A 25,818-nucleotide genomic window follows, 5' to 3' on the forward strand; every position below is an offset into this window, starting at 1 on the left:
CACATCCAACAGGCCGTCAACCCCTTCCTGAAGCGATTTGAAAACGCCCCATCAATACCCGGCCGAGCCTCCCGCATAATTCTCGAACCGCGTGCATTCGCCAATAAACGTCATCCGGACCGTTCCGGTGGGCCCGTTACGATGCTTGCCGATGATCAGCTCGGCCGAGCCCTTGTCCGGGGAGTCCGGATTGTAGACCTCGTCGCGGTAGATGAACATGATGATGTCGGCATCCTGCTCGATAGCACCCGATTCACGCAGGTCGGACATCACCGGACGTTTGTTCGGGCGCTGCTCCAGGCTGCGGTTGAGCTGCGACAGCGCGATGATCGGTACGTGCAGTTCCTTCGCGAGCGACTTGATCGAACGCGAAATTTCGGAGAGCTCGGAGGCGCGATTGTCCGTGTCCTTCGTGCCGGTCATCAGCTGGATGTAGTCGATGACGATCAGGCCGAGCTTGCCGCACTGGCGCGACAAACGGCGCGCACGCGCGCGAAGATCGATCGGGTTGAGGCCCGGCGTCTCATCGATGAACAACGGCGCGTCGTAGAGCTTGCCCATCGCCGCCGTGAGCCGCTGCCAATCCTCGTCGCCGAGACGACCGGTACGGATCTTCTGCTGGTCGATTCGCCCCACTGACGAGATGAAACGTGTCGCGAGCTGCGTGCCCGGCATTTCCATCGAGAAAATCGCCACCGGCAAACGACAATCGACGGCGACATGCTCGGCGACGTTCAGCGCGAAAGTTGTCTTGCCCATCGCGGGTCGGCCCGCGACGATGATCATGTCGGACGGCTGCAGGCCGGAAGTCTTCTCGTCGAGGTCGATGAGGCCGGTAGGCACTCCGGTCACCTCGAGCGGGTTGTCGCGGTCGTACAGTTCCTGGACGCGATCAACGACCTGCTTCAGGATCGGCTGGATCGACACGAAGCCGCTCGCGTGGCGCGCGCCGGCCTCGGCGATCTCGAAGACCTTGGCTTCGGCCTCGTCGAGCAGCGTCTTCGCGTCCTTGCCGGACGCGCTCAGCGCGCTGGCGGCGATCTCATCGCCCACGGCGACCATCTTGCGCAGGATCGCCCGCTCGCGGACGATTTCCGCGTAGCGGCGGATGTTTGCCGCAGACGGGGTGTTGTTCGCGACTTCCGCGAGGTATGCGAGCCCGCCCGCCTGCTCGGCTTCGCCGTTCTTTTCGAGCGACTCGAAGACCGTCACGACGTCCGCGGGTTTCCCCAGGTCGATCAGTCGGGAGATGTGACGGTAGATGCGGCGATGGTCGTCCCGGTAGAAATCCACCTCATTGACGAGATCCGCGATTCGCTCCCACGCGGCGTTATCGAGCAGGATGCCGCCGATCAGCGACTGTTCGGCCTCGAGCGAATGTGGCGGGAGCTTGATTGCGGAAATCTGCGGATCGCTCGAGCTATCGGAAAAGCGTCGCTTTGAAGTGGCCATCGGGGCACGGGTCCTTGCGAAAAGGGGAGAAATTCTAGCGAAGCGGGAACAGGACTGAAAAGACGACGCTGAAAAGCAAAGGGGCTGCCGAAGCAGCCCCTTCAGGATTAGACTTCCTGCGCAGCTTACTGCTGTTCGCCCAGCACCGAAACGGTGATCGGCACAACGATATCAGAGTGCAGCGCGACATCGATTTGGGAATCGCCGACCTGCTTGATCGGGCCTTCCGGCATGCGCACGGCGCTGCGCTCGATCTTGAAGCCCTGCTTTTCAAGCGCGTCGACGATGTCGATGTTGCTGACCGAACCGAACAGGCGTCCGTCCATGCCGGCCTTGCGGGTAATCTGCACCATCAGGCCTTCGAGCTTGGTGGCGATCGCCTGGGCCTCTGCCACCTTCTCGGCGTGAGCGCGTTCGAGTTCGGCGCGCAGGGCCTCGAACTGGGCCATGTTCGATTGCGTCGCGCGCTTGGCCTTGCCTTGCGGGATCAGGTAGTTGCGCGCGTAGCCGTCCTTGACCTTGACGACGTCGCCGAGCACGCCGAGGTTGGCGACTTTTTCGAGCAGAATGATTTGCATGTCCGATCTCTCCTCTTACTTGTGCAGATCGGTGTAGGGCAGCAGCGCGAGGAAGCGTGCGCGCTTGATCGCGGTCGACAGCTGACGCTGGTAGCCGGCCTTCGTGCCGGTAATGCGGGCCGGCATGATCTTGCTGTTTTCGGTGACGAAGTCCTTCAGGATATCGACATCCTTGTAGTCGACTTCCTCGATCTTCTCCGCGGTGAAGCGGCAGAACTTGCGACGCTTGAACAGACCGCGGTTGCCGCGATCATCCTTTTTCTTGAACTTCGACTTGGGCTTGAAAGCCATTTTCATTTCCTTCCAGAAATTCGATCTTGCTCAGGTGCAGCACCGGCATCCGGCTGCGAAGACTCTTCGCTGCGAGAAAGCCGGTGGCCCGTATCCTCATGCCGGGAGAGGCGCCGGCCAGCACGCTGGCCAACTCGCCGACCGCGACCGCCTGCAGTTCCACCGAAACGTCGCGGGCGATGCCACCCTCGTCCTGTTTCGATTCGTGCGCGAGGCCGCAAGCGGCGATCGGCACTCCTGCCGGGGTTCGACGCAACGGCAGCATCTCGGCTATCCGTGCATCGAGGCGCAGTTCGTTCGCCCCGGGTTCAGCCACCTCAGGCGGATTCGGCCTCGGCCGGCTTCGCTTCGTCGGTGGCCGGTGCGGCGGTCAGCGAACGCGACTTCTCTTCCTTCATCATCGGCGACGGAGTGGTCACGGCGGCCTTCGTCTTGACGACCAGGTGACGCAGCACGGCGTCGTTGAACTTGAACGCATGCTCGAGTTCGCCGAGGGCTTCGCCGTCGCACTCGATGTTCATGAGCACGTAGTGGGCCTTGTGCACCTTCTGGATCGGGTAAGCCATCTGGCGGCGGCCCCAGTCTTCGAGGCGATGGATCTGGCCATTGCGCGCGGTGACGATCGCCTTGTAGCGCTCGATCATCGCCGGGACCTGTTCCGACTGGTCCGGGTGGACGATGAATACAACTTCATAATGTCGCATGCAGACTCCTTGCGGTTTGATGTCAGCTCCCCGGCATGCGGACCGGTGGAGCAAGGGAAAGCCGGGCAGGATAGCAGGAAAGGCGCAGGGAATCAAAAAGCACGATCCGGCCGCAGGGCAATCGCATCAAATCCCCTGTAGTCCCAAGATAGTTTCGCGGTAGGAGTCGGAAGAGGCGGCGATGATGCGTCGAGTGTGGATGCCGGTTTTTCGAGAAGAGTCGAGGCGAAAGAGATTGAGGACAAGACGACGAATGATGGCGAGGTTGGCGCCGGCGTTCTTTACGCGGGCACGCATCTGGTCGTCGTTCAAGGCGACATCGAGGCACCAATGAACACGATTTTCTATGCCCCAATGACTGCGAACCGCATTCGCCAGCGTTGCGGCATCGGCGGCAATGCTGCCGATATAGAGGCGACGCTCGCAGCTGGTCTTGCCGTTGATCGTCCGTTCTGCCTCAATCACCCCGAACATCATGAGGTCCGGCCATTGCTGCGGATTGGCCAAACACGCCAGTTGATCGAAGGCCCAGCAGCGGCGCACTTCCAGACGGCCGTGATCCTTCTCGACCGACTCGACGTAGGTGTGCCTGGTCGCTTTCCAGCCCTCGGACTGGCCGATCTCGAAGAAGGTCGTGATCGATTCAGCCAGGGTCGGCTGGTTGTCCTTCACGGACAGGACGTAATCGGCTTCCTTGTCCCGAATCGATTGGGCGATGTTGGCGTGGGTACCCATGGCATCGATGGTGACGATGACACCCTTGAGCATCAGGGCTTCCAGCAGGACGGGAATCGCGGTCAGTTCGTTGGACTTCTCGGCACAGGCTTCCTGCCCCAACACCAATCCGGCCTCGGCGGCGAACGCACTGACCATGTGCAATGCCTGCTTGCCCGCCTGACGACTGCGCCGACTCGCTTTGCCGTCGATCGCCACGACCGTGCCTTCGGCCAGCGCCGGCAGCACGCCGCCGACCCAGCGGCGGAACCCTGCCTCCAGCGCTTTCTTGTCCAGCAGCCCGAACAGACGGCCAATAGTGTCGTGCGACGGAATCCCGTTCTCCAGCTTCAAGAAGCGCCGCAACCAGTCAAGGCGCTCCTTGGACCAGTCTTCAACGCCGACAAAGTCGTCGATCCCGCACACCAGGGCGCAGACCGTGATCACCAGTATCTCCACCAAGTCGTGTTTCGACCGTCCCGCCACACGCGGATCAGGAAGGCCAGAAAACGCCTCCACCAGCGACAACTTCTCGCTTCCAGTTCCCCGATTTCCCGTCTCCATGAGTCACCCCAAAAAGACAGAAAACTACACAAATCAAGATCCTGTGAACAGCCCCGGCGTAATCCATTGACTGTTAACGGTTTTTTCAGTGGGTCAACGACAATGGCATCCGCATTTTGATGCGATTGCCCTGGATCCGGCCGCCATCCGGCCTCGCATCATCCTCAACGCGGTCGCGCATCCCAGATCTTCTGCAGCCGCTTGAGCGACATCGGCATCGGCGTCTTCAGTTCCTGGGCGAACAGCCCGACGCGCAACTCCTCGAGCAGCCAGCGGAATTCCTCGAGCGCCGGATCGGTGACGCCCGCCTTGCGTTTCGCGAGCAGCTCGCGCTCGAACGGCTGCGCGAGAGAGCGCCAGTCGGCGGCGAGCTGGGCGTCGCGCGCCGGATTGTTGCGCAGCTTGTCGAGCCGCACGCCGGCCGCCTTCAGGTAGCGGGAAAATTCCGCCAGGCGCTCCCACGGGAACGCGAGCAGGAAGTTCTTCGGCAGCAGTTCGCGCACTTGCGACTGGATATCGGCGGCGACCTCGGGAAACGCGCGCAGCCCGGTCAGCCGTTTCTGCAGCGCCGCGTGCTCGGCGATCAACGCGGCGGCGAGGCGCATGAATTCCTGCGCGACGAGCGTGACGCGCGGCTTGGCCTCCGCGCAGCGGCGCTCGAAGCTTGCGGCGTCGGGTGGCAGCGGATCGAGCAGGCAAGTGCGCGCGAGGGTTGCGGCGACGAGTTGCGCCTTGAGTTCGGCCTCGGTGCCGAACGGGATGAACGCGAGCGCCAGATCGCGCAGGCCGGGCAGCTTCTCGATCGCCCTGACCTGGTCCTTGAGCACGAGCGTGAAGAGCCGCGCGAGCCCCTTGCGATGGACTTTCGCCGCTTCCTCGGGCGTGTCGTAGGGGCGCAGCGAGACGCTGTCGCCGTCATCGTGCAGCGCCGGATAGCCGATGACGTCACGCCCGGCGACTTTTACTTCGAGCAGTTCGGGCAGCGGGCCGAAAGTCCAAGCCGTGAAGCCCTCCAGAGCTGGGGATGCGGGAGATGACGGTGACTGGTGCTCCGCACCAGCCGTGGCGCCGGCTTTTGCGCGCGCGACGCGGCTCGCGGGAGACGTTGCTCCGCGAGGCAAAGTGTCGGACTGCTTCGCCGCTTCGTGTTCCGGCAACGCGATGCGCGCCGCGCGGAAGCGCTCGGCGACCTGGTCGCGCAGCCTCGTGCGCAATTCCGCCAGGTTGCGCGACTGGCCGAGCACGCGGCCATGCTCGTCGACGACGCGGAAATTCATGAAGAAATGCGGATTGAGGTTTTCAGGGCGGAAGGACTCCATCGGCAGCTTCAGCGACACGCGCTCCTCGACGAAGCGTTGCAGCGCGCGCAGCAGCGCTTCGTCGCCATTGAACTCGCCCGCCTCGAACTGTTCGACGAAAGCAGCGGCGCTGTCAGCGACCGGCTGCAGCCGGTGGCGATGCCGCTGCGGCACGGTGCGCAGCAGCGCGGCGGCCTTTTCCCCGAGCAGGCCGGGCACGAGCCACTCGCAGCGATTCGCCGGCACCTGGTTCAGCATCGCGAGCGGCACGGTCAGCGTGACGCCGTCGTCGGGCTCGCCGGGCTGGTGAAGATAGGTCAGCTTCAGCTTCTGCCCGAGCACGTCGAAGGTCGACGGGAAGCGGTCGGTCGTGATGCCTTCGGCCTCGTGGCGCATCAGCTGGTCGCGCGTCAGGTACAGCAGCTTCGGCTCGGCCTGCTCGGCCGTCTTGCGCCAGCGCTCGAAGCTCGCGACATCCATGACGTCGGGCGGCAGTTTCGCGTCGTAGAAGGCAAAGATCAGCTCCTCATCGACGAGCACGTCCGGCCGCCGCGACTTGTGTTCGAGCCGTTCGATCTCGGCGACGAGCCGCCGGTTGTGCTGCAGGAAAGCCATGCCGCGCGCCGGCCCCTCGGCGATTTCGCCCTGCACGAGACCTTCGCGGATGAAGAGTTCGCGGCACAGCGCCGGATCGGTGTCGCGGTAGCCGACCCCGCGCCGCGGGTAGAGCACGAGTCCGTGCAGCGTGCCGCGCTCCCACGCGCGCACCGCTCCCGACGCCTTCGACCAGTGCGGCTCGAAGACCTGACGCTTGACGAGATGAGCGCCGATTTCTTCCAGCCATTCCGGCTCGATCTTCGCGAGGCAACGGCCGAAGAGCCTTGAGGTCTCGACGAGTTCGGCGCAGACGATCCACTTGCCGGCCTTTTTCGCCAGCGCCGAACCGGGATGCGGCCAGAAGCGGATGCCGCGCGCGCCGAGATAACTGCCCGCCTGCGGGCCGCTCGCATCCTCGATCTTGCTGCCGACGTGACCCAGCAGGCCGGTCAGCAGCGCCTTGTGGAGCGGTTCGTACTGCGCCGGCTGCTGGTTTTCCCTCCAGCCGTGCTCGGCGCACAGCGTCAGCAGCTGGCTATGCACGTCGCGCCATTCGCGCAGCCGCATGTAGGACAGATGATGGCGCTTCGCCCACGCTTTCTGCTTGGCTCCGGACTCGTGCCGCAGCACTTCGTCCCAGGCTTTCCACAGGTTCCAGTACCACAGGAATTCCGAGCGCTGGTCCTGTTCGCCGCCGCGGAATTTCGCGTGCGCCTGGTCGGCCGCGCCGGGGCTCTCCGGCGAGCGCTCGCGCGGGTCCTGCACCGACAGCGCGGCGGCGATCACGAGCACTTCAGCCAGGCAGCCCCGATCGCGTGCGGCGAGGATCATGCGGCCGATCTTCGGGTCGAGCGGCAGCTTCGCGAGCTCGCGGCCGATCGGCGTAAGCTCGCGGACTTCGCCGTCGCGGGATGGCTCGTTCAGGGCGCCGAGTTCGATCAGCAGCTGGTAGCCGTCGGCGATCATGCGCGGCAGCGGCGCGTCGAGGAAGGGGAAATCCTCGACTTCGCCCAGGTGCAGCGATTTCATGCGCAGGATCACGCCGGCGAGCGACGAGCGCAGGATCTCCGGGTCGGTGTGCGCCGGGCGTTTGTCGAAATCCGTCTCGTCGTACAGCCGGAAGCAGATCCCGTCCATGACCCGGCCGCAGCGCCCGGCGCGCTGCTTCGCGGCCGACTGCGCGATCTTCTCGATCTGCAGCTGCTCGACCTTGTTGCGGTGCGAGTAGCGCTTGACGCGCGCGAGGCCGGTATCGACGACGTAGCGGATGCCCGGCACCGTCAGCGACGTCTCGGCGACGTTCGTCGCGAGCACGACGCGCCGCCCGCGCCCCGGCGCGAACACGCGCGACTGCTCCTGCGCCGACTGGCGCGCGAAGAGCGGCAGAACCTCGGTGCTGCCGGCGTGGTGCGCCTTGCGCAGCGCCTCGGCCGCCTCGCGGATTTCGCGCTCTCCGGGCAGGAACACCAGCACGTCGCCCGGCCCGCTGCGATGCGCCTCGTCGACCGCATCGACGATCGCGTCGAAGAGATCCCGCCCCTGTCCCTTGTCGCGGCGCGCAGCCTCACGACGCTGGTCCGTCGCAGGCTCGTCGTCGTCCTCGACCGGCCGGTAGCGCATCTCGATCGGATACAGCCGCCCCGACACCTCGATCACCGGCGCCGGCTTTCCGGGCGTGCCGAAATGGCGCGCGAAGCGCTCCGCGTCGAGTGTCGCCGACGTGACGATCACTTTCAGGTCGGGACGGCGCGGCAGCAGCGTCCTCAGGTAGCCGAGCAGGAAGTCGATGTTGAGGCTGCGTTCGTGCGCCTCGTCGATGATCAGCGTGTCGTACGCGGCGAGCAGCGGGTCGCCCTGAGTCTCGGCGAGCAGGATGCCGTCGGTCATCAGCTTGATGTGGGTCGCCGCGCCGATGCGGTCGGTGAAACGGATCTTGTAGCCGACCGCCTGGCCGAGCTCGGATTTCAGCTCCTGCGCGATGCGCGTCGCGGTCGCGCGCGCGGCGAGGCGGCGTGGCTGGGTATGGCCGATGAGCCCCGCGGCGCCGCGGCCGAGCGCGAGGCAGATCTTCGGCAGCTGAGTCGTTTTGCCCGAGCCGGTTTCGCCGCTGACGATGACGACCTGATGCGCGGCGATGGCGGCGGCGATCTCGGCGCGCTTCTGCGTGACCGGCAGCTCCGGCGGGAAGTCGGGGCGCGGCAGCGCCGACTTTCGTTCGGCGAGGGCCGCGCGCGAGCGCGTCAGCAGCGCCTCGAGATCAGCTTGCGCGCGCTCCCGCCGGGCGCCCTGGGCTCGTCCGAGGTCGCGGGCGAGGCGCTGCAGTCGCGGGCGGTCGGCGCTCAGGCAGTCGGCGAAGGATTGCCGTTCGCCGGCGTGGGCGGAAAGCGTGTCTATGGTTTTCAATATCGGTGTCGCCGGACAATAAGCGCGTCCGACGCCGGAAGAGGGAAATCGTTCCGGACGAGCCGGCGAGGACGGCCTTTCCGGTGGCGAGGCGGGATTATGCCAGAACGCGGCGGGGCCGCCGCATGGCGTGGAGTGCCGACCGGAGCGAGGGACGGAATCTTCCGCCCCTCGCCGTCGGCGGCGCGATCAGCCGCGCAGGCCGATGATCATGCTCATCGCGAGCGCCAGAACGACCAGCAATGCCATCCACGCGATGATGCCGGCCATCAGCACGAAAGTGCCCATGACCCGCGCCTTGCTCTTGTCCTCGAGCCTGAACAGCGGATAGACGCCGTGGTAGATCAGCGCCGCCGAGGCAACCCACGCGACTGCAACGACGAGTGCGTTGAACCACGTGATCGGGACGAACAGCGCGAGCGCCGAAATCCACAGCGGTGTCGGCGCCACGGCTGCGAGCAGGAACGCGTCCTGGTAGGTCGGCGTCGCATCGACGACGTCACCCATCTGCTGGATGATCGACGCCATCAGCGCGACCATCGCCAGTTCGGCGAGAAAGAACGCGACGGCCGCGGCGAGCGCTTCGCCGACCGTGATCGCCGGCACCAGCTCCGGAAACACGCCTCCCGGCATGACCAGCAACGCATACAGCAACATCACCGGAGGGATCAGCGACATCGGCAGCACGAACGTCGTGAAAAGCTTCCTCACGCCGGGATGGATCTCGATCAGGTACTGCCAGCCCTCCCGGTACGAATAGAACATTTTCGGAAGATTGTGCGTGTTCATCGCCGACCTCCTCGGTTCACGTGACGAGACTGCAATTCGACCGTTCAGGGCGGCGAAAAGTCCCGCTTCGTTCTCATTGTAGACACCCGGAAAAACCCCGGCCGGACCCGCGCCTGCCGCCACGGGACTTGCCGACGACGGAATCGCTCGGTACCTTGCGTCGCTTGCGCGCTGTCCTCGCGCGCCTTCCGGCCGACTCCCCCGCTCCCCCATGTCCCGACTCGAAGGCTTTCCGCCGGTCGCCGCTCCCGGCGCCCACACCCTGATCCTCGGCAGCATGCCGGGTGCCGCCTCGCTGGCGGCGCTCGAGTATTACGCGCACCGCCGCAATCTCTTCTGGCCGATCCTCGGCGAAGTGCTCGGCATCGATCCGGCGCTGCCTTATGCGGAGCGCACGCAACGCCTGGCCGATGCCGGCTACGCGCTGTGGGACGTGCTCGGCGCGTGTCGCCGGCACGGCAGCCTCGATTCGAACATCGAGAACGACTCGATCGAGGTGAATGATTTCGCGGCCTTCTTCGCCACCCACCCGGCGATCGATCGGGTGTTCTGCAACGGCACGACGGCCGAACAATGCTTCCGCCGCCACGTCCTGCCCGCGGTCGGAGCGCGCTTCGAATTCGACGTTCGGCGGCTGCCGTCGACGAGCCCGGCAAATGCGTCGATCCCGTATGCGGCGAAGCTCGCGGCGTGGCGGGAAATCGCGCGATGAGCGGCGGCGGGGAACGCCGGGTCGCCGTCATCGGCGGCGGGCCGGCAGGATTGATGGCGGCCGAGATGCTTTCGGCGCGCGGCCACGCCGTCGACGTCTTCGATGCGATGCCTTCGCTCGGACGCAAGTTTCTCCTCGCCGGCATCGGCGGCCTGAACCTGACGCATTCGGAAGCGCCTGACGCCTTTGCTTCGCGCTATCGCGAGCGAAGGCCCGAATTCGAACGGCTGCTCGCGACGTTCGGCGCGGCCGCGCTGCGCGATTGGGCACACGGACTCGGCATCGAGACTTTCGTCGGCAGTTCCGGGCGCGTGTTTCCAGTCGGAATGAAGGCGGCGCCGCTGCTGCGCGCGTGGCTGCACCGGCTGCGCGGGGCGGGCGTGCGGTTTCACGTGCGCCACCGCTGGACGGGCTGGCAGCCGGGCGACGCCCTGGCGACGCACGGATTGCGCTTCGCGACGCCCGCCGGCGAGCGCCTCGTCGACGCCGAGGCAGTCGTGCTCGCACTCGGCGGCGCGAGCTGGGCGAGACTCGGCTCGGACGGCGCGTGGGTGCCGTGGCTGGGCGGGCGCAAGGTCACGATCGCCGCGCTGAAAGCTGCGAACTGCGGCTTCGATGTCGCCGCGCAAGAATCCCGTCGTGGTGCGACCGGCACCGGCTGGAGCGAGCATTTCCGCGCGCGTTTCGCCGGCCAGCCGCTGAAATCCGTCGCGCTGAGCTTCGCCGACGCGCACGGCGAGACGCATCACCGCGCCGGCGAATGCATGATTTCCGCAACCGGGCTCGAAGGCAGCCTGATCTACGCGCTGTCGGCGCCGCTGCGCGACACGCTCGCGGCGAACGGCACGGTCGAACTTTCGATCGATCTCGCGCCCGGCCGCACGCTCGAACGGCTCACCGAAGAGCTGTCGCGACCGCGCGGTGCGCGTTCGATGTCGAGCCACCTGCAGAGCAAGGCAGGCATCACCGGCGTCAAGGCCGGGCTGCTGCGCGAGTGCGTGGCTCCGGATGCATTCGCATCGCCCGCCCGGCTTGCCGCGGCGATCCATGCGCTGCCGCTCAAACTGGTTGCGCCCCGCCCGCTCGACGAAGCGATCAGCACCGCAGGCGGCGTGGTGTTCGAGGAGCTCGACGAAGGCCTGATGATCCGCAAGCTCCCGGGGATGTTCTGCTGCGGCGAGATGCTCGACTGGGAGGCGCCGACCGGCGGCTACCTGCTGACCGGCTGCTTTGCGACGGGACGCGCCGCAGGCTTGGGCGCAAGCGCATGGCTGGCGAGCGCGACGCGAAAGTAGGGTGTTCCGCGCTCAGCCGCGCCAAACGTTGAACGCGGTGTAGCCGACCCACGCCATCAGCAGCGAACCGGCGACATGGACGAGCGTGTGCAGCGCGAGCCAGCCCCATTCGCCGCGCTGCATCAGATGCAGGGACTCGGCAGCGAACGTCGAAAAAGTCGTCAGCCCGCCGAGGAAGCCGGTCGTCAGCAGCAGCCTGAGCGCCGGCGGCATCTCGGGCACCGCGTGAATCCACGCCAGCGTGCCGCCCATCAGCAGGCCACCGAGCAGGTTCGCCGCGAGGGTGCCGAACGGAATGGCGAGAAACAGCGGATTGAGCAGCAATCCGAGCCCCCAGCGCAGCCAGGCGCCCACCGCCGCGCCGGCACCGACCGCGACGAACGCCGACACCGTCACCGGCGACGTCATCGCACCCATCCATCCCGCATCGCCTCTTCGCCCGTCGGAACGGACGTCCGGGAGATCGGTACCGGCTCGATCGGCTCACCTGCCATGACATTTATATGGACGCCTCCCGTTTGCAAGGACGATTTGGTGTGTTGGGACAGATAGGCTGCAGTTTTATATCCGGCCTGTGGTGCAGGCCGATGCCTGCTGGCCCTGATGGAATCCGCTGACCCGCGCCTCATTTCCTTTGGTGGACTCGAAGTCCGGAACGTCATACAGGCTTGGCGGGTCACGGTCTGACCTGTTTGCCATCACACGTTTTCGTACCTTCGCAACCTTTACGGCGGCCACTCCTTTCTTCAAAGTGGTTGATTGACGTTGTGCTTCAGCCCTGCGCGGGTTGAGTCACAAACTCCCTTTGGTACGTCCGTTCATGAGCGAGAATCGCCCAGATCGTCCGCGCCATCTTGTTGGCCAAGGCCACCACCGCGACGTTGAGCGGTCGGCGCTGGCGTAATGCAGTCACCCACGGGCCCGGATCCTTCGCGTTCGTAAGAACCGCCCGGGCGCCGTGGATGAGCAGCGTTCGAAGGTAGGTGTCGCCGCGCTTGCTGATGCCAAGCAATTTGACTCGCCCGCCCGTGCCGGTCTGTCGTGGCACCAGTCCGGCGAAAGCGGCAAACTCCCGCCCGGACTTGAAGGTCTTGGCATCGCCCATGATGGCGACGGCGGCGGTCGCGGTCAGCGGCCCGACGCCAGGAATCTCGGCAATGCGCCGGCAGGCAGCGTCTTGCTTGAGCCAGTCTTTGATGCGCCGCTCGATAGTGGCGATCTCGGCATCCATCTTCTCGATGCGCGCCCACTGCTCGCGCAGGGTGTCGATGACGATCGCCGGCAGGCGATCCGACAGTCGTGCCAGGGCTTGCGTGATGCCCTTCCGGATGGCGGCTTTTCCCTGCGCCATGACTTCGCCGTATTCGGTGAGCAATCCCCGCAGGCCGTTGATCTGGGCGGTGCGGAACTTGACCAGCTGGCTGCGCATGCGATGCAGCGCCAGGATCGCTTGCTGTTCCTCGCTCTTGATGGCGACGGCCTTGACGTGCGGCTGCTGTACCGCCGTCCAGATCGCCCGCGCATCGTGGCGGTCATTCTTGTTGCCCGTCACGAAGGGCTTGACCGCCTTGCCAGGAAGCAGCTTGACCTGGTGCCCCAGCGCCGTGAGGCTCCGCGCCCAGTGCTGCGCGCCGCCGCAGGCCTCCATGCCGATCAGGCAGGGCTGCCGGTTGGCGAAGTGCTCGAGAAACTTCTCGCGCTTGAGCGGCAAACTCACGATCTCTCCCGTCTCCATGTCGATCCAGTGCAACTGGAACACCCGCTTGGCAATGTCGATGCCGACGACCGTTTTGCTATCATTCATCTCGGACCCTCCGGTTTGCCTGTGAAGATCTTCGTATCTTCCACCTTGGCACTTTGATGCCGTCGGCCCGTGAGGGTCCACCTCTCGATCGACCACCCCCGCAGAGTTATCCACGGCGCCGGGCGCCGCAGGTCCCTCTATCACCGCAGGCGACCGGCGCGGTGGGTAACTCGTGTTCAGCGCTCACGGGGGGCGGGAGGCGTCCATACCATTTCCTGTACGTGCGAAACCGCCGGCATTCTACCGGACGCGACCGGCGCAACGCCCTGCCACCTGCCGCGGCGTTCGATTTCAACCGGGGGCAGCGGTAGAATCGCCGGCTTCCGGGCATTGCACCCATTCTTCGAGGCTTCACCCCGTGTCCGACACTCCGAAATCCGGCGCCATTGCGCCCCCTGCGAGCAACTTCATCCGCAACCTCATCGACGAGGACAACCGGAGCGGGAAATGGGGCGGCCGCGTCGAAACGCGCTTTCCGCCCGAACCGAACGGCTACCTGCACTACGGCCACGCGAAGTCGATCTGCCTGAACTTCGGCCTCGCGCAGAGCTACGGCGGCGCCTGCCATCTGCGCTTCGACGACACCAATCCCGAAAAGGAAGAGCAGGAATATGTCGATTCGATCATCGAGGCGGTGCATTGGCTCGGCTTCGACTGGGGCGAGCACCTGTATTTCGCCTCGGATTATTTCGATCGCATGTATGCGTGCGCCGAATACCTGATCAGCTCCGGCCGCGCCTACGTCGAATCGCTGTCGGCCGAGGAGATGCGCGCGTATCGCGGCACGCTGACCGAAGCCGGGCGCGAGAGCCCGTACCGCAGCCGCAGCGTCGACGAGAACCTCGACCTCTTCCGCCGCATGCGCGCCGGCGAGTTTCACGACGGCGCGCACGTGCTGCGGGCGAAGATCGACATGGCCTCGCCGAACCTGAATCTGCGCGACCCGGCGATCTACCGCATCCGCCGCGCGACTCACCACCGCACCGGCGACGCCTGGTGCATCTACCCGATGTACACCTTCGCCCATCCGATCGAGGACGCGATCGAAGGCATCACGCATTCGCTGTGCACGCTCGAGTTCGAGGACCAGCGCCCGTTCTACGACTGGCTGCTCGACGCGCTCGCGACCGGCGGCTTCTTCCCGCGGCCGCTGCCGCAGCAGATCGAATTCGCACGGCTGAACCTGACCTACGTCGTGCTCTCGAAGCGCAAGCTGATCCAGCTCGTCGATGAACACCATGTCGACGGCTGGGACGACCCGCGCCTGCCGACGCTCGCCGGCGCGCGCCGCCGCGGCTTCACGGCAGCAGGCTTCCGTCTCTTCGCCGAACGCATCGGCGTGACGAAGTCGGATACGTGGATCGACCTCAGCGTGCTCGAGGAATGCATGCGCGAGGATCTCAACCTCGCCGCCGAGCGCCGCGTCGCGGTGCTCGACCCGTTGAAGCTCGTCATCACGAACTACCCGGCCGGCCACAGCGAGCAGTGCGAGGCGCCGAACCATCCGCTCAAACCCGAGTTGGGCAAGCGCGCGATGCCGTTCTCGGGCGAGCTGTGGATCGAGCGCGAGGACTTCATGGAAACCCCGGCCAAGGGCTTCCACCGCCTCTACCCCGGCAACATGGCGCGGCTGCGTTACGGCTACGTCGTCAGATGCACCGGCTGCGAGAAGGATGCCGACGGCAACGTCACCGCGGTGCTGTGCGAGTATCTGCCCGACACGAAATCCGGCACGCCGGGCGCCGACAGCGTCAAGGTCAAGGGCAACCTGCACTGGGTGTCCGTCGCGCACGCGTACGAAGCCCAGGTGCGGCTCTACGACCGGCTGTTCGCCCATCCCTACCCCGGCAACCGGCGCGAAGGCGATCCGGAGGATTTCGAGCGCAGCTACATCGACGATCTCAACGACACGTCGAAGCTGACGATCCGCGCGCAGCTCGAACCGGCGCTCGCGAACGCCCGGCCGGAAGACCATTTCCAGTTCGAGCGCCACGGTTACTTCGTCGCCGACCGCATCGATTCGACCGCCGGAGCACCGGTCTTCAACCGCACCGTGACGCTGAAGGATTCGTGGAGCAAGACCAAAGGATAAGCGGCTTGGTCCGGGAGCGGCTCCGCACGGCCGCCGGGACGTCCGGCCGCGGCAGCCCGCGCCGCGGTTGCGCCGCCGCGGGCATCGGCGGATCATCGGCGAAAAATGCCGATTGAAAGCCGATGACTCCCCTCTTTCGCCGCGTCCGCGCGGTTCTCGTCACCCTCCTCGTCCTTGCCCTCGTCATCACCGCCATCTGGTGGTTCACCCGCCCCAAACCGGTCCCGGTGCTGCTCGTCGAAGTCGGGCATGGCGTCGTCGAGGCGACGCTGTCGAATACGCGCGCCGGCGAGATCGAGGCCTGCCAGCGCACCCGGCTGTCGACGATCATCGGCGGGCGCATCGATTTTCTCGGCGTCGAGGAAGGCGACCGGGTCGAAGCCGGGCAGGTGCTGATGCGCCTGTGGAACGCCGACCAGGACGCCCGGCTCGCCGTCAACCGCGCGCAACTCGAGACAGCGCGCAAACGCGTGCAGGAAGCCTGCACGCAAGCCGACAATGCCGAACGCGAAGCGGCGCGCCAGACGGAACTCTTCCAGCGCAAATTCATTTCGGCGTCGCGCGAGGAGCAGGCCCGCACTGAAGCCCGGGCGCGCCGGGCCGCCTGCGAAACCGCGCGCGCCGACACGCGCACCGCCGAAGCGCAGATCGAGGCGACCGCCACCGACCGGCAGCGCACCGTGCTGATCGCGCCGTTTGCCGGCACGGTCGCGAAGATCACCGGCGAGCTCGGCGAATATTCGACGCCGTCCCCGCCCGGCGTGCCGACGCCGCCGGCGATCGACCTGATCGACGACAGCTGCCTGTACGTCAAGGCGCCGATGGACGAGATCGACGCACCGAAAATCCATCCCGGCCAGCGCGCCCGCGTGACTCTCGACGCGCTGCCGGGAAAAGTGTTCGACGCGACGGTCAAGCGCATCGCGCCCTATATCACCGCCGTCGAGAAGCAGGCGCGCACGGTGGATGTCGACCTCGACTTCGTCCGGCCGATTGAAGCGCGCGGCCTCCTTGTCGGCTACAGCGCCGACGCCGAGATCGTGCTCGAGGTGCGCGAGAACGTGCTGCGCATCCCGACCGCGACGCTGCAGGAAGGCAACCAGGTGCTGCTTTATCGCGAATCGGATGGCACGCTCGAAGCGCGCGAGATCAAGCCCGGGGTGGCGAACTGGGACTACACGGAAGTGCTCGACGGGCTCGCCGTGGGGGACCGCATCGTCAGCTCGCTCGAACGCGAGGGCGTCAAGCCCGGCGCGCGGGTCGAGCCGGAAAACGACCGACGCGCGGCGCGCTGAAACACCCATGGCGCAGATCGAACTCTCCGGCATCGAACGCGTCTTCACGCTCGGCGACAGCGAAGTCCATGCGCTGCACGCCGTGACGGTCGCGATCGAGGCCGGCGAATACGTCGCCGTGATGGGGCCGTCCGGTTCCGGCAAATCCACCTTGCTGAACCTGCTCGGCCTGCTCGACCGCCCGAACGCCGGCACCTACCGGCTCGAAGGGCGCGACGTGACGACGCTCACCGCCGACGAGCAGGCCGAAGTCCGCCGCAACCGTATCGGTTTCGTGTTCCAGAGCTTCCATCTCGTGCCGCGGCTCACCGCCGCCGAGAACATCGCGCTGCCGCTGATGCTCGCCGGCGTACCGCCCGTCGAGCGCGGCCCGCGCGTCGCCGAGGCGCTGAAGAACTTCGGTCTCGACACCCGCGCCAATCATCGCCCGGACGAACTCTCTGGCGGCCAGCGCCAGCGCGTCGCGATCGCGCGCGCGACGATCATGCGCCCGGCGCTGATCCTCGCCGACGAGCCGACCGGCAACCTCGACCGCGCGACCGGCCAGGACGTCACCGCATTGCTCGAGAGCCTGAACGCCTCCGGCGTGACGCTGATCGTCGTCACCCACGACCCGGTGATGGGCGGGCGGGCGCGGCGCCGGCTGATGATGGAAGACGGCGCGCTCGTCGGCGACCTGCGTGCGGACGCCGCTTCCACCGCCTGAATGACGCCCGCCGACACCCTGCGCTTCGCGACGCGCGCGGCCACCGGCTACCCGCTGCGCACCGCGCTGATGATCCTCGCGATGTCGATCGGCGTCGCTGCGGTCGTGGTGCTGACGGCGCTCGGCGACGGCGCGCGCCGTTACGTCGTCAACGAGTTTTCCGCGCTCGGCAGCAACCTCATCATCGTTTTGCCCGGGCGTTCGGAAACCGGCGGCGTCGGGCTCGGCAGCCTGTTCACGAGCACGCCGCGCGATCTCACGGTGCGCGACGCCGCGGCGCTGCTGCGCGCGCCCGACGTGCAGCGCATCACCCCGCTGACCCTCGGCAATTCCGAAATCGCGTACGGCGGACGGCTGCGCGAAGTGCTCGTGCTCGGCACCAGCGCGGACTACCTCGGCATCCGCGGCTACCGCATGGCGCTGGGGCGTTTCCTGCCGCGCGAGGATCTCGAACGCGCGTCGTCCGTCGCGGTGCTCGGCGCGACGCTGCGCGACGAACTGTTCGGCATCGAGCCCGCGGTCGGGCGCATGATCCGCGTCGGCGACCGGCGGCTGCGGGTCATCGGCGTGCTCGAGAAGTCCGGCCAGGGCCTGGGCATGAACACCGACGAGTTGGTCGTCGTGCCGGTCGCAACGGCGCAGGCGATGTTCAACACCAACACCCTGTTCCGCGTGATGGTCGAGGCGCGCAGCCGCGACGCGCTCGCCTCGGCCCAGCGCCAGGTCGAAGACATCATGCGCACGCGCCGCGACGGCGAACTCGACATCACCGTGATCACGCAGGACGCGGTGCTCGGCACCTTCGACCGCATCCTCGGCGCGCTGACGTTCGCGGTCGCCGGCATCGCCGCGATCAGCCTGGCGGTCGCCGGCATCCTCGTGATGAACGTGATGCTGGTCGCGGTCACGCAGCGCACCGCGGAGATCGGCCTGCTGAAGGCGCTCGGCGCGACCGGTCGCAACATCCGCCTCGCCTTTCTCGCCGAAGCGGCGCTGCTGTCGCTCGCCGGTGCGCTCGCCGGCCTCGCGCTCGGGCATCTCGGCGCGTGGGGGCTGCGGCTCGCGTTCCCGGTGCTGCCGGCCTGGCCGCCGGACTGGGCCGTGTACGCCGGGCTCGGCACGGCAATCGTGACCGGCGTGCTGTTCGGCGTGATGCCGGCGCGGCGCGCCGCGCGCCTCGACCCGGTGCAGGCGCTGGCGAAGCGATGAGCCTCGCGGACTTCCTCCAGCTCGCGCTGCGCTCGCTCGTCGCGCACCGGCTGCGCAGCTTCCTGACGCTGCTCGGCATCGGCGTCGGCATCGCCGCGGTGATCCTGCTGACCTCGATCGGCGAAGGCCTGCACCAGTTCGTGCTCAAGGAATTCACGCAGTTCGGCACCAACATCATCCAGGTCACGCCGGGCCGGCAGGGCGCGCGCGGCGGCCCGCCGGGGCTGCCGAGCACGACGCGCGAGCTCACGCTCGACGACGCCGCCGCGATCGCGCGGCTGCCGCTCGTCACCGGCATGACGCCGATCGTGCACGGCAACTCGGAGGTCTCCGCGGCCGGGCGGGTGCGGCGCACCAGCGTCTACGGCGTCGGCGCCGAGATGGACCGGCTCTTTTCGATGCGGGTCGGCATCGGCCGCTTCCTGCCGCCGGACGACCCGGCCGGCGCGCGCGCATTCGTCGTGCTCGGCGCGAAGCTCAAGCGCGAACTGTTCGGCAATGCGAACGCGCTCGGCGAACGGCTGCGCATCGGCGGCGAGCGCTACCGCGTCATCGGCGTCATGGCGGAGAAAGGCCAGTTCCTCGGCGTCGATCTCGACGACACCGCCTATATCCCGACGGCGCGCGCGCTCGCGCTGTACAACCGCGAAGGGCTGATGGAGATCGACGTCACGTACGCGGAAACGACGCCGGCCGCGGCCGTGGCGGAGGCGATCCGCACACTGCTGACCGCGCGCCACGGCCAGGACGACGTGACGCTGACGACGCAGGAAGACATGCTCGCGCGGCTGTCGAACATCCTCGGCATTCTCACTGCGGCAGTTGGAGCGCTCGGCGGCATCTCGCTCGCCGTCGGCGGCGTCGGCATCGTCACGATCATGACGATCGCGGTGACCGAACGCACCAACGAGATCGGCCTGCTCGTCGCGCTCGGTGCACGGCGCGCGACGATACTCGGCCTGTTCCTCGGCGAAGCCGTCGCGCTGGCTGCGATCGGCGGCGCGCTCGGCCTCCTCGCCGGGGCCGGGCTCGCGCAGCTCGTCGGGCTGCTCGTGCCGGCGCTGCCAGTGCGCACGCCGTGGCATTTCGTCGTCGTCGCCGAAGTGCTGGCGATCGCCATCGGCCTGCTCGCCGGGGTGCTGCCGGCGCGCAAGGCGGCGCGGCTCGATCCGGTCCAAGCGCTGCGCGCCGAATAGAAACAGCGGAACAGCGGAACAGCTGAAGCGCAGGCGAAGCGCTTGTCCACGGCAGTTTCATTGCGGCAGATCAAACGTCTGCGATCGGCTGCGGCGACCGCCGTCCACGGCGACTACAGTGAATCGACGGATTCACTCTTCGCGCAACTGCAACATGGAGGTTGTCATGTGTTTCTTCGACTCGCCCGTCGGCCGCTGCGAGGCCGTACGGGAGCTGGTGCTGCTGGACGAAACCCAGCAGGAATGTGCGTGCGAGCACAGTTGCCCGCCCGGCTTCGACTGCCCGCTGAAAGGCATCTTCACCGAACAATCCGGCGTCACCGATCCGGCAAGCTTGCCCTGCCGGCGGGCGCCGCCGCCGCGAAGCCCGAAAGTCCGCGGCACCCGGCTCGGCGACGAGGCGCAGCCACGTTCAGAAGCGTTCGTCTTCTCGTAGGAAGCGCCACTGCCCGAGCGGCAGGTCGCCGAGCTTGACGCGCCCGATGCGGACGCGCTTGAGGCCGACGACCTTCAGTCCGACCAGTTCGCACATCCGCCGGATCTGGCGCTTGCGGCCTTCGCGCAGCACGAAGCGCAGCTGATCCTCGTTGAGCCACTCGACTTTCGCCGGACGCAGCGTCCGGCCGTCGAGTTCGAGGCCGTGGTTGAGCAGCGCGAGGCCGCGTTCGTCCAGTCTGCCTTCGACCCGCACCAGGTATTCCTTCTCGACCTTCGAATCGTCGCCGATCAGCTGGCGCGCGATCCGTCCGTCCTGCGTCAGCACCAGGAGGCCGGTCGAGTCGATGTCGAGCCGCCCCGCAGGCGCGATCCCTTTCAGGTGCGAGGGATGAAAGCGCTGCGCGTCGGCGCGGTCGAACTGGTTGTCCGGCCCGATCAGCGACACCGCCGGCTCGAAGCCCGGCTCGGGCTGGCCGGACACGTAGCCGACCGGCTTGTGCAGCAGGATCGTGACCTGCTCCATCTGACGGCGCTTCGCCTGCGCGGCGAGCGTGATCTCGGCGTTCGGGTCGATGCGGATGCCCAGTTCGCTGACCCGCTGCCCGTCGACGAACACCCAGCCGCGCTCGATGATCTCGTCGGCCTCGCGACGCGAACACAGGCCGCGTTCGGACATGATTTTCGACAGCCGCACCCCTTCCGGCGCGTCGCTCTGGGCCAGCGCCGGCGCGGGAACGGACGGCGCGACGGGCCGGGGACGCACAGTATCGGGAGCCCGTGGCCGCGGACGGTCCGAAGTGCGTCCGGCAGCGGGAGCCTTCGCGGTCCTGCGCGCGGGACCCTCGCCGGCTGCGGAAGCGGGGGGGTGAGGATGAGGGGGATTCTTGCGCGGCCCCCCGGGCTTGCGATTGGAGTCTTTCGATGGGGCTGCAGCCTGGTGCTCGGGAGGCTTTCCCGTGCCGCGGCGATCGGCCGACGGCAGGAAGCGCGTGCGCAATCCGGATTTTCTCGCGGGCACGTCGTTGCCGGCGGCCACCGCATCGGCGGCCTCAGCCGGCTTGACGCCGAGGGTCGTGCGGCGGGTGCCGGTTGCGGCCTCGTCGCGGGCAACGCTGCGGGAAGGCTTGGTTGTCGTGTCGTCCGTCTCGGCGGCGGGCCGGCCGGTATCTCCGGCGGTGGGGGAGCGTTTCATGGAAACCTGCAATCAGAAAAAGTCGGCCGCGCGGGGCCGGTGCCGAATCATACGCGCGGCGGCGGCCGCGGTCTGTCTTCCCGGGGCGATTCTTCGCTGCGCCCGTCGAACCCGGTCCGGCCGCCCTGCTCCCTTACAGCAACTGGAACGCGAGGATCGCGACGAAGGTCGGCGGCAGCGCGGTGACCAGCAGGCCCAGCGGGTTGATCGCCTCGTCGTCGAAATTGCCGCGCAGGATCGCGAAGCCCGCCGGGTTCGGCGCGTTCGCGATCACGGTCAGGCCGCCTCCGGTGACCGCACCGGCGACCAGCGAATACTTGAATGCCTCATCCGTGCCTTCGACGAGCGAGCCGAGATACGTCAGTGCGGCATTGTCGGTGATCGCGGTCAGCGCCGTGGCGCCGAAATAAAGCGCGGTCGTGTCCATGCCCGCAAGGATGTCCTGCAGCCACCACTGCTGCAGCGCCCCGAGCGTCACCAGCCCGGCGAGGAAGAAGCCGACCATCAGGCCTTCGCGCAGCATCAGTCGGTCGTGGTAATGCCGGTAGCCTTCGGCGACGCCAAGAAACAGCAGGAACAGGCCGACGAACACGATCGGGTGATGGGCAAAATAGACGATGCCGACGAGAAACGCGACGTGCGCGGTGATCAGCGCCCACGGCACGGTGCGATCCTTGCTCCGCGCGTCGACCTTCAGCGCCTTCAGTTCCCGCGCGAACAGGAAGGTCGCGATGCCGGCGTTGACGAACACGGCGAGCGCTGCTTTCCAGCCGAAATGGCCGAGCATGTACCACATGTCCCAGTTCCACTTCGCGGCCACCATCAGCACCGGCGGCGCGGCAAAATGCGTCAGCGTGCCGCCGATCGACACGTTCACGAACAGCGCGCCGAGCGTGACGTACTTGAGCCGGTGCGAGATCCCTTTCGCGTAGAAGTTGTCGCGCAGCATCAGCGCGGCCAGCGTCATCGCCGCCGGTTCGGTGATGAAGGACCCGAGCAGCGGCAGCACCGCCAGGCACACGAAGTAGAACGCGACGCTGTCATGGAGCGGAATGTAACGGGCCAGCGCACGCGCGCCGATCTTGCACAGCTCGAGAATCGGCCGGCTCGCGGCAACCACCATGATGATGAACACGAACGCCGGTTCGGTGTAGTTCAGCCCTTCGAGATACGTCGTCGGGGCGCTCGCACCGCCGGTCACGGCCATGAAAATGAGCAGCACGAACGCCCAGAAGCCGAACACGACTTCCACTTCGCCGAGCAGGTGCCAGATGCCGGCGTGATTGGGCTGGAGGTGAGCGAGATGCTCGAAGTACTTGGTCAGGAACGTATGGGCGACCGCCACCGCGAACAAGCCGGTGCCGACCACTTCGAGCATCGAGGGATTCATTCAGGACCTTGCCATCATCAAAAAACCGGAAGCGCCCGATTATAGGCGGTCGGGCGCCGCGTTTCCGCCGCAAAAGGCGCTATTCGCCGCGCACGAGGACCAGATGCACGCGGTACGGGCCGTGCGCCCCGAGCACGATCGTCATTTCGATGTCGCCGGTGCGCGACGGGCCGGAAATGAAATTCACCGCGCGCGGCAGTTCGCCGATTTCGCTGCGCGCGAGCGCCCAGGCCTCTTCCATCGCCGGGACGATGCGCGACATCGGCACCACCGCGACATGAGTCTCGGGCAGCAGGCTCGTCGCCGCCGGGGTGCGGGGGCCGGAACAGGTCATCAGCGTGCCGGTCTCGGCGATCGCGCAGAAACACCCGGTGACGCCGACGAGATCCGCGTCGCCGGCGGCGCGCGCCTCCATCGCCAGGCCCGCCGCCGCCCAGTCCAGCCCGGCGAGCGAAGGCCACACGACGCCACGGCGACCGAGCGCGCGGGCATCGAGATAGCGGGCAACGGCGGCCGGCACGTCGGCGAGCGCCGCGACCTCGTCGATCGTGCTCGACATGCGCTCCGCCTCGCACCGGAAGCGGGCCGCGAGATCGGCGTCGAACAGCGGGCGCGGGCCGGCGGCGGGCGCATTGAACGCTGTTTTCACATCGGCCCGCGCCGCCTCCCGGCTGCGCTCGGTGCGACCCAGTGCGGCGCGGACGCGCCCCAGGATATCGTCACGCGCGTTCATTCTTCGCCTCCGGTGGCATCCGCGAAGGACCGCGGGCGGCGCAATTGCGCACCGGCCGCGCCGTGTTCGAGCAGCGCGCTGCACCTCATCGCGTCGTCCTCCCCTCATGCCGAACCCGTTCGGCATACAGCTCGCGGAACGTCCGCCCTTCCGGCGCGGCCAGATCGCGGCCTGCCGTCCACTCCGGTGCGGCGCGCAGCGCCCGGATGCGGTCCGTGCCGCCGGCGAGCCGGTTCAGGTACCGCACCGCGGTGCGCGCCGCGAATCCGTACAGCGCCGGGCGGCTCGCGACCCAGCCCCACAGTCGCAGCGCGAGCCGTTCGCGCCACGGGCGCAGCTTCAGCTCGACCTGCTTCTCGCGCAGCTTGCGCAGCAGCTCCGGCAGCGGAATCTTCACCGGACAGACGACGCCGCACTGGTTGCACAGCGTCGAGGCGTGCGGCAGGTCGAGCGCGTTCTCGATGCCGGTATAGAGCGGCGTCAGCACCGAGCCCATCGGCCCCGGATAAACCCAGCCGTACGCGTGCCCGCCGACGCTCTGATACACCGGGCAGTGGTTCATGCACGCGCCGCAGCGGATGCAACGCAGCATCGGCTCGAACTCGGTGCCGACGAGGCTCGCGCGGCCGTTGTCGACGAGGATGACGTAGAGGTGTTCGGGGCCGTCGAGATCGTCCTCGCCCTTCACGCCGGTCAGCACCGACACGTAATTCGAGATGCGCTGGCCGGTCGCCGAGCGCGGCAAGAGCCGCATCAGCGTCGAGAAGTCCTCGAGCGTCGGGACGAGCTTCTCGATCCCCGTCACGACGACATGCACTTTCGGCAGCGTCGTCACCATCCGCCCATTGCCCTCGTTCGTCACGAGTGCCACCGAACCAGTCTCGGCGATGAGGAAGTTCGCGCCGCTGATGCCCATTTCGGCGCTCATGAAATGCTCGCGCAGCACTTCGCGCGCCTCGCGCGCCATGCCGGCGATGTCGTCCTTTTTCGGCGTGTGGTGGGTGCGGGCGAAAAGTTCGGCCACTTCCTCCTTCGACTTGTGGAAGACCGGCGCGATGATGTGCGAAGGCGGCTCGTTGTCGTTGATCTGCAGGATGTATTCGCCCAGGTCGGTCTCGACCGGCTCGATTCCGGCGGCGGCGAGCGCCTCGTTGAGGCCGGCCTCTTCCGACAGCATCGATTTCGACTTCGCGGCTTTCGTCACGCCATGGCGGCGCGCGATGTCCACGACGAGCCGGCAGATCTCGGCCCCGTCACGCGCGTACAGCACCTCGGCGCCGCGGGCGCGGGCCTTGTCCTCGAACGTCTCGAGCCAGACGTCGAGGTTGCCCAGCACGCGGTCGCGGATCGCGCTCGCCGCGTCCCGCAGCGCCTCGAAGTCGGCGCCGGGAGCGGCATCGTAGTCGGCCACCGCCTGCGCCCGCCCCTCGACGAAGCGGCTCTTGGCCTTGCCGAGGTTCGCCTGCAGCTGGCGGTCCGCGAGCTTGTCGCCGGCCCGCGCCTTGAAGAACATTGCCTGCGAGCGCATCAGTCTTCCCCGGCCAGCACCTCGGCGACATGCAGCACGCGCGTGCGCTCGTCGCCGCGGCGACGCAGCCGGCCCTCGATGTTCAGCATGCAGCCCAGATCCCCGAGCACCACCGCGTCGGCTCCCGTCGCCCGGATGTTGTCGCACTTGCGATCGACGATGCGCGTCGAGATGTCGCCGAACTTCACCGAGAACAGGCCGCCGAAGCCGCAGCACTCCTCGCTCGCGGCCATCTCCTTCAGCTCGACGCCCGGCATGTGCGCGAGCAGCGCGCGCGGCTGCGCCTTCACGCCTAGTTCGCGCAGCCCCGAGCAACTGTCGTGGTAGGTCACAGTGCCTTCGAAGTCGCCTGGCACGCCGCCTACGCCGAGCACGGAGACGAGAAAATCCGTCAGTTCGAACGTGCGCGCCGCCAGCGCCCGGGCACGCGCCGCGGCGGCCGGATCGTCGTCGAACAGCTGCGGATAATGGGCCCGGATCATCCCGCCGCACGACCCGGACGGAACGACCACGTAGTCGAGCCCATCGAATTCGGCGATCAGCTTCAGCGCCAGCGCGCGCGCGACGCGGGTGTCGCCGGAGTTGAAGGCCGGTTGTCCGCAGCATGTCTGGGTGGAGGGCACGACGACCTCGCAGCCCGCCGCTTCGAGCAGTCGCAGGGCGGCGAAACCGATGCGCGGGCGCATCAGATCCACCAGGCATGTCACGAACAGGCCGACGCGCATTTTCTCTTCCGTCATTCCGACAAACGCCATTTCATTTCACTAGGCGAAATTACGACGCCCGAGTAAACTGTACAAGTTAAGGAAAACCCGCAGTGACCCGCGTGACCTCTCCC

At 67.1% G+C, this 25,818-nt stretch carries 23 protein-coding genes; 8 read left to right on the plus strand and 15 right to left on the minus strand.

What is annotated here, in order from left to right; all coding sequences use genetic code 11:
- Nucleotides 1-51: 51 nt before the first annotated feature.
- From dnaB to GO606_RS08940, 8 genes are all read right to left on the minus strand, one after another.
- Complete coding sequence (dnaB, locus tag GO606_RS08905; protein ID WP_169120786.1) at nucleotides 52-1,452, minus strand: replicative DNA helicase; 1,401 nt, start codon at nucleotides 1,450-1,452, stop codon at nucleotides 52-54.
- Between the two features lie 125 nt (nucleotides 1,453-1,577).
- Entirely contained in the window at nucleotides 1,578-2,030 is a 453-nt protein-coding gene (gene rplI / locus GO606_RS08910; RefSeq protein ID WP_169120788.1) for a 50S ribosomal protein L9, read from the minus strand.
- 15 nt (nucleotides 2,031-2,045) lie between these two features.
- A complete protein-coding gene (gene rpsR, locus GO606_RS08915) occupies nucleotides 2,046-2,321 on the minus strand; it encodes a 30S ribosomal protein S18 (protein WP_053421062.1) in 276 nt (91 codons plus the stop codon).
- Nucleotides 2,281-2,637, minus strand: a complete 357-nt coding sequence (priB, locus tag GO606_RS08920; protein WP_169120790.1) for a primosomal replication protein N — start codon at nucleotides 2,635-2,637, stop codon at nucleotides 2,281-2,283. The genes rpsR and priB overlap by 41 nt, the downstream gene beginning before the upstream one ends.
- A gap of 1 nt (nucleotide 2,638) precedes the next feature.
- Nucleotides 2,639-3,025 carry a 30S ribosomal protein S6 gene (gene rpsF / locus GO606_RS08925; protein WP_011238126.1) on the minus strand — a complete coding sequence of 129 codons (387 nt, stop codon included), beginning with the start codon at nucleotides 3,023-3,025 and terminating at the stop codon, nucleotides 2,639-2,641.
- A 126-nt stretch (nucleotides 3,026-3,151) separates the two neighbouring features.
- Nucleotides 3,152-4,303, minus strand: coding sequence for an ISAs1 family transposase (locus GO606_RS08930; protein WP_246979353.1), 1,152 nt, complete (start codon nucleotides 4,301-4,303; stop codon nucleotides 3,152-3,154).
- 164 nt (nucleotides 4,304-4,467) lie between these two features.
- On the minus strand, nucleotides 4,468-8,541 hold the full coding sequence (hrpA, locus tag GO606_RS08935; protein ID WP_169120497.1) for an ATP-dependent RNA helicase HrpA: 4,074 nt from the start codon (nucleotides 8,539-8,541) through the stop codon (nucleotides 4,468-4,470).
- Between the two features lie 249 nt (nucleotides 8,542-8,790).
- Entirely contained in the window at nucleotides 8,791-9,390 is a 600-nt protein-coding gene (locus tag GO606_RS08940; RefSeq protein WP_169120493.1) for a Yip1 family protein, read from the minus strand.
- A gap of 211 nt (nucleotides 9,391-9,601) precedes the next feature.
- Between GO606_RS08940 and GO606_RS08945 the strand changes: the two genes are divergently transcribed.
- Nucleotides 9,602-10,102, plus strand: a complete 501-nt coding sequence (locus GO606_RS08945) for a DNA-deoxyinosine glycosylase (protein ID WP_169120491.1) — start codon at nucleotides 9,602-9,604, stop codon at nucleotides 10,100-10,102.
- Nucleotides 10,099-11,397 carry a TIGR03862 family flavoprotein gene (locus GO606_RS08950; RefSeq protein WP_169120489.1) on the plus strand — a complete coding sequence of 433 codons (1,299 nt, stop codon included), beginning with the start codon at nucleotides 10,099-10,101 and terminating at the stop codon, nucleotides 11,395-11,397. The genes GO606_RS08945 and GO606_RS08950 overlap by 4 nt, the downstream gene beginning before the upstream one ends.
- A 12-nt stretch (nucleotides 11,398-11,409) precedes the next feature.
- Here GO606_RS08950 and crcB read toward each other — a convergent pair whose 3' ends face one another.
- On the minus strand, nucleotides 11,410-11,814 hold the full coding sequence (crcB, locus tag GO606_RS08955) for a fluoride efflux transporter CrcB (protein ID WP_425532205.1): 405 nt from the start codon (nucleotides 11,812-11,814) through the stop codon (nucleotides 11,410-11,412).
- Between the two features lie 355 nt (nucleotides 11,815-12,169).
- Nucleotides 12,170-13,201: an IS110 family RNA-guided transposase gene (locus GO606_RS08960; protein WP_169120919.1), complete on the minus strand. Its 1,032-nt coding sequence runs from the start codon at nucleotides 13,199-13,201 to the stop codon at nucleotides 12,170-12,172.
- Nucleotides 13,202-13,559: 358 nt separating this feature from the next.
- On the opposite strand from GO606_RS08960, the gene GO606_RS08965 reads away from it, so the two are divergent.
- The 6 genes from GO606_RS08965 (at nucleotide 13,560) to GO606_RS08990 (ending at nucleotide 20,135) form a co-directional block, all read left to right on the plus strand.
- Entirely contained in the window at nucleotides 13,560-15,293 is a 1,734-nt protein-coding gene (locus tag GO606_RS08965) for a glutamine--tRNA ligase/YqeY domain fusion protein (protein ID WP_169119063.1), read from the plus strand.
- 122 nt (nucleotides 15,294-15,415) lie between these two features.
- Nucleotides 15,416-16,588, plus strand: coding sequence for an efflux RND transporter periplasmic adaptor subunit (locus GO606_RS08970; protein ID WP_169119064.1), 1,173 nt, complete (start codon nucleotides 15,416-15,418; stop codon nucleotides 16,586-16,588).
- A gap of 7 nt (nucleotides 16,589-16,595) precedes the next feature.
- The gene (locus GO606_RS08975) at nucleotides 16,596-17,294 is read left to right on the plus strand and encodes an ABC transporter ATP-binding protein (RefSeq protein ID WP_169119065.1); all 699 of its coding nucleotides are present in this window, start codon (nucleotides 16,596-16,598) and stop codon (nucleotides 17,292-17,294) included.
- Entirely contained in the window at nucleotides 17,295-18,503 is a 1,209-nt protein-coding gene (locus GO606_RS08980) for an ABC transporter permease (RefSeq protein ID WP_169119066.1), read from the plus strand.
- On the plus strand, nucleotides 18,500-19,699 hold the full coding sequence (locus tag GO606_RS08985) for an ABC transporter permease (RefSeq protein ID WP_169119067.1): 1,200 nt from the start codon (nucleotides 18,500-18,502) through the stop codon (nucleotides 19,697-19,699). Before GO606_RS08980 ends, GO606_RS08985 begins: the two co-directional genes overlap by 4 nt.
- 166 nt (nucleotides 19,700-19,865) lie before the next feature.
- Complete coding sequence (locus GO606_RS08990; RefSeq protein ID WP_169119068.1) at nucleotides 19,866-20,135, plus strand: hypothetical protein; 270 nt, start codon at nucleotides 19,866-19,868, stop codon at nucleotides 20,133-20,135.
- On the opposite strand, the gene GO606_RS08995 is transcribed toward GO606_RS08990, so the two are convergent.
- From GO606_RS08995 to GO606_RS09015, 5 genes are all read right to left on the minus strand, one after another.
- Nucleotides 20,112-21,329, minus strand: a complete 1,218-nt coding sequence (locus GO606_RS08995) for a pseudouridine synthase (protein WP_246979461.1) — start codon at nucleotides 21,327-21,329, stop codon at nucleotides 20,112-20,114. The genes GO606_RS08990 and GO606_RS08995 overlap by 24 nt on opposite strands.
- Nucleotides 21,330-21,462: 133 nt before the next feature.
- Nucleotides 21,463-22,719, minus strand: coding sequence for a putative Na+/H+ antiporter (locus GO606_RS09000; protein ID WP_169119069.1), 1,257 nt, complete (start codon nucleotides 22,717-22,719; stop codon nucleotides 21,463-21,465).
- Between the two features lie 79 nt (nucleotides 22,720-22,798).
- Nucleotides 22,799-23,452, minus strand: coding sequence for a LutC/YkgG family protein (locus GO606_RS09005; protein ID WP_169119070.1), 654 nt, complete (start codon nucleotides 23,450-23,452; stop codon nucleotides 22,799-22,801).
- Nucleotides 23,453-23,537: 85 nt separating this feature from the next.
- Entirely contained in the window at nucleotides 23,538-24,980 is a 1,443-nt protein-coding gene (locus tag GO606_RS09010; protein ID WP_169119071.1) for a LutB/LldF family L-lactate oxidation iron-sulfur protein, read from the minus strand.
- Entirely contained in the window at nucleotides 24,980-25,720 is a 741-nt protein-coding gene (locus tag GO606_RS09015; protein ID WP_211166693.1) for a (Fe-S)-binding protein, read from the minus strand. The genes GO606_RS09010 and GO606_RS09015 overlap by 1 nt, the downstream gene beginning before the upstream one ends.
- Nucleotides 25,721-25,818 lie beyond the last annotated feature (98 nt).

The sequence above is a fragment of the Aromatoleum anaerobium genome, from assembly GCF_012910705.2.
Classification (GTDB): Bacteria; Pseudomonadota; Gammaproteobacteria; order Burkholderiales; family Rhodocyclaceae; genus Aromatoleum; species Aromatoleum anaerobium.